This is a genomic window from Microcoleus sp. POL10_C6 (assembly GCF_036701585.1).
Lineage (GTDB): Bacteria > Cyanobacteriota > Cyanobacteriia > Cyanobacteriales > Microcoleaceae > Microcoleus.
The window spans coordinates 1-6339 of record NZ_JAUBRB010000111.1; the positions used below are offsets into that span (position 1 = coordinate 1).

Annotated in this window: 6 protein-coding genes and 2 pseudogenes; 3 read left to right on the forward strand and 5 right to left on the reverse strand. The window is 40.3% G+C overall.

What is annotated here, in order from left to right; all coding sequences use genetic code 11:
• Positions 1-325: 325 nt before the first annotated feature.
• The 3 genes and pseudogenes from QUA34_RS29555 to QUA34_RS29565 all read right to left on the reverse strand — a co-directional run bounded on the left by QUA34_RS29555 (position 326) and on the right by QUA34_RS29565 (position 2755).
• Entirely contained in the window at positions 326-2080 is a 1755-nt protein-coding gene (locus QUA34_RS29555; RefSeq protein ID WP_333332704.1) for an ATP-binding protein, read from the reverse strand.
• Positions 2081-2117: 37 nt separating this feature from the next.
• Positions 2118-2306 (reverse strand): annotated as a pseudogene (locus QUA34_RS29560) (transposase); the annotation flags it as partial.
• Entirely contained in the window at positions 2297-2755 is a 459-nt protein-coding gene (locus QUA34_RS29565; protein WP_333332701.1) for a hypothetical protein, read from the reverse strand. The gene QUA34_RS29565 and the pseudogene QUA34_RS29560, both read right to left, overlap by 10 nt.
• 277 nt (positions 2756-3032) lie before the next feature.
• On the opposite strand from QUA34_RS29565, the gene QUA34_RS29570 reads away from it, so the two are divergent.
• Positions 3033-4280, forward strand: a complete 1248-nt coding sequence (locus QUA34_RS29570) for an ISL3 family transposase (protein WP_333332707.1) — start codon at positions 3033-3035, stop codon at positions 4278-4280.
• Position 4281: 1 nt separating this feature from the next.
• On the opposite strand, the pseudogene QUA34_RS30315 reads toward QUA34_RS29570, so the two are convergent.
• Positions 4282-4584: pseudogene (locus QUA34_RS30315) on the reverse strand (transposase); the annotation flags it as partial.
• 18 nt (positions 4585-4602) lie between these two features.
• Complete coding sequence (locus QUA34_RS29575; RefSeq protein WP_333391021.1) at positions 4603-5259, reverse strand: IS630 family transposase; 657 nt, start codon at positions 5257-5259, stop codon at positions 4603-4605.
• A gap of 164 nt (positions 5260-5423) precedes the next feature.
• Between QUA34_RS29575 and QUA34_RS29580 the strand changes: the two genes are divergently transcribed.
• A complete protein-coding gene (locus QUA34_RS29580; RefSeq protein WP_333391024.1) occupies positions 5424-5615 on the forward strand; it encodes a hypothetical protein in 192 nt (63 codons plus the stop codon).
• A 243-nt stretch (positions 5616-5858) separates the two neighbouring features.
• On the forward strand, positions 5859-6119 hold the full coding sequence (locus QUA34_RS29585; protein ID WP_333064676.1) for a hypothetical protein: 261 nt from the start codon (positions 5859-5861) through the stop codon (positions 6117-6119).
• Positions 6120-6339 lie beyond the last annotated feature (220 nt).

Below are 6339 nucleotides of genomic sequence, written 5' to 3' on the forward strand. Positions count from 1 at the left end.
TTAGCTCCGAGTTGTGCTTACTTGAACGGGTTAATTGGAAATCAGGGAAAAACTTCATAAGTATAATTACTCACTGCTTTCATTGACATGCTCCCGATGGTGGGTTTGGGCTTGGGTCAACTTTTCGGTACATTACGAAAGTGATGCTCTACTAGGCTTTTGACTAATTTTAGCTCATAATCTTACACACGATCAGCCCCGTCAGGAGCCAAAGTCTTTTGATGTAAGGGTTTTAGGCTTTTTCAGCAAGCCCTAAGTAGGATTCCGCTACGTCTAAAAACAGTTTTATCTAAGAGCGTAAGTATTGCCAACCTAATTTTTGCAACTAATTTTTATTAGTTAAAGGAATAGCGATGGCGAATTCCGTTCCCTTTCCTGGTTCGGAGATGCATTCGATTTTTCCGCCGTGTCTCTCTACTATAATTTGGTAAGTTATTGATAAGCCGATTCCCGTACCTTTGCCTACTGGTTTAGTAGTATAAAATGGATCGAATATTTTCCGTCGGACTTCTTCTTTCATTCCCGATCCATTATCTGAAATCCGAATTTCGGCCATTTTGCCCTCAATTTTAGTAGCAATCTGAATCGTCGGAATGAAATATATATCCTTAGAATTCGGCAACGACAGCTTCTCTTCCAAAGTATCGATCGCGTTGTTAATTAAATTCATAAAAGCCTGGTTTAATTGTCCTGCATAACACTCGATTGCTGGTAAATCTCCATATTCTTTCACAATTCTAATTTCCGAGTGATGTGAGTTAGCTTTTAAGCGATTTTGCAAAATTAATAGCGTACTATCAATGCCTTCATGGAGATTTACTTTTTTGCGATCTGACTCATCTAAACGCGAAAAATTACGTAATGACAGGACGATCTGCTGGATGCGTTCGGTTCCAACTTTCATCGAATTGATAGTTTTTGGTAAGTCTTTAACTAAAAATTCTAAGTCGAGATTATCAGCTTCTAGTTTAATTTCTTTGGCTGGTTCGGGATAGTATTTTTGATACAAATCCAACAAACGAATTAAATCAGCTACATACTCGCTGGAATAACTAATATTACCGTGGATAAAGTTTACTGGATTATTAATTTCATGCGCTACACCTGCTACCATCTGACCCAAACTCGACATTTTTTCAGCTTGAATCATCATTGTTTGGGTACGTCGTAGTTCATCCAAAAGAGATTCTAACTGTAAAGCTCTTTCTCTTAGTTTTGCGGGCGTACTTACCAAAACAAATATTGCAGTTCCAGCTAATATAGCACTGAAAGTAGAAGCTATCCACAACCCTTTTAAAAGAGGTGAATTCTCAATCCAGCCATCTTTGGGAATAGCTGCTAACTGCCAGTATCCATTAGGTAAAGTTACTTCTAAAGTAACAGGCAATCGCTGGAAAACCTTCGCATTTCCAAAAAATACTTCTCCCGCAGCGCCTAATCCATCTTTTCCCCGAATCGCATATTTAAGCTTGGCAGATGAGTCTAATAGTCCCGCTTCTTTTAATAAAATATTCAAATCAATACCAATGCTTACCATTCCCCAATAGCGACCGCTTTCAGGAGGTTTGCCCACAGGACTCAGAAAAATTGGAGTACGAGTAATCAAAGCCATGTTACCCTGTTCGATTAATTTAACTGGTCCCGAAACTACAGTGTTTCTAGTATTAATTGCTCTTTGAAATGGCTTGTTCTCTTCTGGTATTTTCAGGGGTGCAAATCCTAAAGCATCTTCTTGACCTGCTAAAGGATAAAGATGGGTTGCAAGGGAATTTTTGAACAATGCAGCGCTAGGAATACCGGGTTGCTTGGCTAAGATAACTCTAGTCAAATTTTCAAACTCTGCTTGGCTAATATTTGGATTGCTTACTGAAATATAAGCTACCAAACCTTGCATTACAAATAATCGCTGGTTTAAAGAACCTTCAAGCTTAGCTCTCACCGTGCTAAGCTGGTCTAGTACAGCAACGCGGTTTTCCTGCTGGAAATGTTCGTTTTCTAAACGAATGAATAGCTGGGCGACCGCTAAAACGAGCGTCGCTGTTAAAAAGGCTGCTAGATAGGGTAAGTACCTGATTTTCACGTTCTTATTATATTAGAGCTAATTTGTAAACAAAAGATTAAGCAGACAGCCTGCGGGTCATCAAACGGATGAGCGACCCGTAAATCATCGCTTCACTGGTCTGGGTGTATAGTTCATAGTCCTTACTCAAGTGTCGAAACTGATTGAGCCAGCCAAAAGTACGCTCGACAATCCAGCGCTTAGGCAAAATCTCAAATTCCTTTGATGTCCGCTCAATCACATCCACTCGTACCCCACTCTATCGTTGCTACCGAAAAAAATTCCCCCAAAGTTTCCGACTCTGGCTTTAGATCGGGAAATAGAGATATTTCGATGTTGCCATGACTCAACATAGAGAGACTGGCCACAGCTCCTCTGATCTGTTCCGGCTTGACTTCCAGATACCTTTGCAACTGCTCTAAATTCCTTTGTCCGCTCACTTCCTGCACGATTATTAAGGGGTTGGCCTGGCGTTGGGTGGTAGCGAACGAGTAACACTCGCAGGTCTTCAATGACTGGAATGCAGCGCGTTGCCAGCTTGCCTTTAGTATTGGCTTTTCTAAAGATGATGTCCGAGCGCACTTCCCCTTCTGGGGTGTAGGCGTCGGCAATTCGCAGGGTGCAGGCTTCGGCAATCCGGGCAGCGGTGTAGAGGCAGACGCTAAAAAGAGCGCGATCGTGGTCATACCAATTCACTATGAACCTGCACTTAATATAGCTTCAAGGATATAGTCCCAACCACAGAGAGATAAAACTTCTTCATTCGTGAGAGATTTGATAATTATATCTACCTGTTCTTTGAGTTTATCGGCTCTTCAGTAGTTAATATGCTAAATGAATAGCTCGCGCCAGGAAAGAAAGACAAATGAAGCTAGCAAAATATTTGGTAGAGTCATTACCCGGGTTGACAGAAGAAGCTCATTTATTATTAAATATAAGCCAAAGCTAGAGGGGTTAGGTGGGTTTAACAGCCATGAGAACGAAAAATGAGATAAAGTTTTTAACAAAGCTGTTGAATATAGAGGGAATAAAAGTAATCTCACATCGCCAGCATGAAGGGATTGGAATAATTTTACAGCTCGAACAAATTGGAAAGGAAAGTAGCTGTCCCCGCTGTGGGACAAAAAGCCATAGATTACATCAAAATCATCGATACCTAGTCAAAGATGTACCTTGGGGAGAGAACTTCGTATTTTTAGAGATTAACAGACGACAGTTTAAATGTGAAAAATGTGGCAAGCCATTTAGTGAAGAGTTAGAGTTGGTCAGAAAAAGAAGAAGCTATACGAAACGGCTAGCTAGGAAAATAATTCAAGAAGTGTTAGAGAACGATATCCACAGCGTAGCCAAAAAAGGAGTAGTGACAACAGAAGAAATAGAAAGGATGTTGAAAGACGCAGCGAAAGAATACTTGAAAGCCAAGCCTAGCGAGTTGAAGAGATTAGGGATTGATGAAATAGCTGTAATTAAAGGAAAAGGGAATTACTGTGCAGTATTAATAGATTTAGAGAAGTCTAAGCTAATCGGGGTGTTGCCAGGAAGAAAACAAGAAGAAATTAGGGAAGTCCTCTTGGAGTGGGGAAAAGAGGTATTAGAGCAAATAGAAGAAGTAAGTATAGATTTATGGAAAGGTTATAAAAATTTAGTAATAGACTTAATGCCAAATGCTCAAGTAGTCGCCGACAGATTTCATGTAATGGCACAAATAAACAGGGAATTAGACGCCGAAAGAAAGCGCGAGAGAAGACAGATAGAAGATTTAATTAAAAAAGCAGGCTCTTCAGAAGAAAAAGTCGAGCAGGAGAGAGTTTTAGAAGGATTGAAGAAAAGTAAATATGTGTTGCTGAAGAACGAAACAGACCTGAGTGAAGAGCAAAAAACTAAACTCGTGCAAGTTAAAGATGTATCTCCTACTCTCAAGCTCATGCCTGAAGTAAAAGAAAAGCTCAGAAATATTTTTGAACAGACTAATAATTGGTTGGTTGGTTTATTTAAACTGGGAAGATGGCTATCAGGAGCAAAAAAATATTTTCCCGATAGTCAGAACACTATTATTCGTTGGCTAGATGAGATTATTGCTTACTTTGATTATAAGACTACGAGTGGTGTGGTTGAAGGCATCAACAATAAGCTCAAGTTGATTAAACGTTCTGCTTACGGATTTAGAAACTTTGAAAACTTTCGAGTTAGATGTTTGCTTACTTGGCAGTTTAATTGTTAGTTTAGCATACTAGATACTGAAGAACCAGTTTATCTAAACTAGAATAATTTTCCCAGTTGAGGTCTTTTTTTGTATGTGACCACAATCTTTCAATCGGATTCAATTCAGGACTATAGGCAGGTAAATATATTGGCATTATATGGTCATGCCAGTCTAATAACAGAGCTTTATGAAAGCTACCATTATCCATTATAATTAGATTGAAAGAGTCTGAGTATTTTTGGGCAAATCCATTTAAAAACTCTTGAAAGCAGTTGTAATTAAGCTGAGAAAATTGTTGATAATATTGTTCACCTGCTGATGGCTCTACAACTCCATAAACCTAGAAATTTCCTCGTCTCCATTGCTTTTTTCCAATGGGTTTTACCCCCTTTAATGTAATCATTCTGCCCTGCATAGTAATCAATCCAAATCTACTCTCGTCCTGACACCATATCCTTACAGGATTGGATTTCCGGAAATATTTAATCATTACTTTGATGAGCTCACATAGTTTTTTTTTGAAGCTTGCCTGCACTTCTTCGTTCGCTTTGTTACTTTGGGGTTTTGGGATTTTCAGGTTAGCTTTCAATTTATAATGAACTAGGTCATGTACCACTTTATAGCTCACTTTAATTCCGCACTCTTTTTCGAGCCAGAGCTGTAATTTGCCATAACTTGTTTCTCCCTGTGGTTCTTGCAGTTTTTTGATTGATTTTTCTCTGACTTCCGGTGGTATATGTGGAGTATTCCCGGGAGCTGTTTTAACTGTGAGCAATGAGGTAATTCCACCTTGTTTGTAAGCTCTTAACCAACGATATATTGTTGAAGAGTCTCGCTTCAGCATCGTGGCTAATTCTTCTCTTGTTTTGATTTTTTTTGTGGCAATCCAGTATAATAGCAGTAATTTTTCTTTACTTACTGCGGTTATAGCCCGTTCGAGTCGATGCTCTAGTTCCTCAACCGTTTCCTGGATTTCTACCTTAAATTTGTTGGCCATATTGGAGAGCCTCTACTTTTAGCATAAATTTAGTGTACCTTCATAGTGAATTGGTATCAGTTTGCAACCCCTCCGAGAACAACAACCGAATCTCGGATTGAGTTAGTACCCGTGCTTGCCCGTGCCGGTCGATTTTCACGTGATCGCCCTAACGCTTTTCACAGATGTTCGCACGTTTTAGAGTGGTAAAAGCTGACGATTTCGGCAACCTTGCGGTGCAAAAATCAAATCGCTTGACACAGGTGAAAAGCGATGGCAGACAAGCACGCTCAACTCTGGCAAGGACTCAACGAAAGACAGCGGAAATACTTAAAAATTATGGCGTTGCTGAGTTAGAGTATGAAGAGGAGGAATAATTGGTGTTGCTTAATCAGGGTATGAAAAAAATAACTTGAAAATCCCGAAGTTTTGTAGATACTGGTTTCTCTGACTTGCATATTTAGCCCTTCATACCGTAAATCAGCAACGCCCTTTACCTTTCGCTTCAAATCAATTCTACAGTTTCACGCTTGCATCGCCCACTACCTCGGTCTATACCTGTGCTGACATAACGCATCTCAAGAGCTAATCTCAAAGTTAGTTCTTTACCGCAATTGCTCATGGGTAGCCAATCTACAGCCAAAACTATCTTTCTCCTCGCCTCTATGGTGGGCTGGCTTATCGTTGGTGCATCTTTGATGTATCTTTTTCCGGTCGTCGCAGATTGGTTAATATCCTCCGATCGCACCCATCTATGGATGCAGACCCTCAGCCGTAGCGGTTACAATCCTATGCTGGCTTGGGTAGGAGGAGGCATCACTCTGGTTATTACCGTGTCGGGGTATATCCTCTGGCATCAGAGGTTTGAAGGCAAGATTTAGAGCGATGGTCACAGATCGATTTTGGAGCGATCGAGTTCTGAATTCTTAGAAGTGTGGGAGGCCTTTGCGGTGAGGCGTAAAAAAAGCCTGCCCATACGACTATCAGAATTTTACAGGACTTACGCATGAACGCTATATGTAGCGTTTGGCTTAAGAGAGAAGGCTAAGCCTTTCGGACTGGATACAGCTTTAAAACCCACGCTCATCAACCCCAGGAAAT

Coding starts and splice junctions, on each gene's coding strand:
- QUA34_RS29575 (WP_333391021.1), bottom strand. CDS start 5,259: ATGGCCAACAAATTTAAGGTAGAAATCCAGGAAACGGTTGAGGAACTA.
- QUA34_RS29580 (WP_333391024.1), top strand. CDS start 5,424: ATGTTCGCACGTTTTAGAGTGGTAAAAGCTGACGATTTCGGCAACCTT.
- QUA34_RS29570 (WP_333332707.1), top strand. CDS start 3,033: ATGAGAACGAAAAATGAGATAAAGTTTTTAACAAAGCTGTTGAATATA.
- QUA34_RS29585 (WP_333064676.1), top strand. CDS start 5,859: ATGGGTAGCCAATCTACAGCCAAAACTATCTTTCTCCTCGCCTCTATG.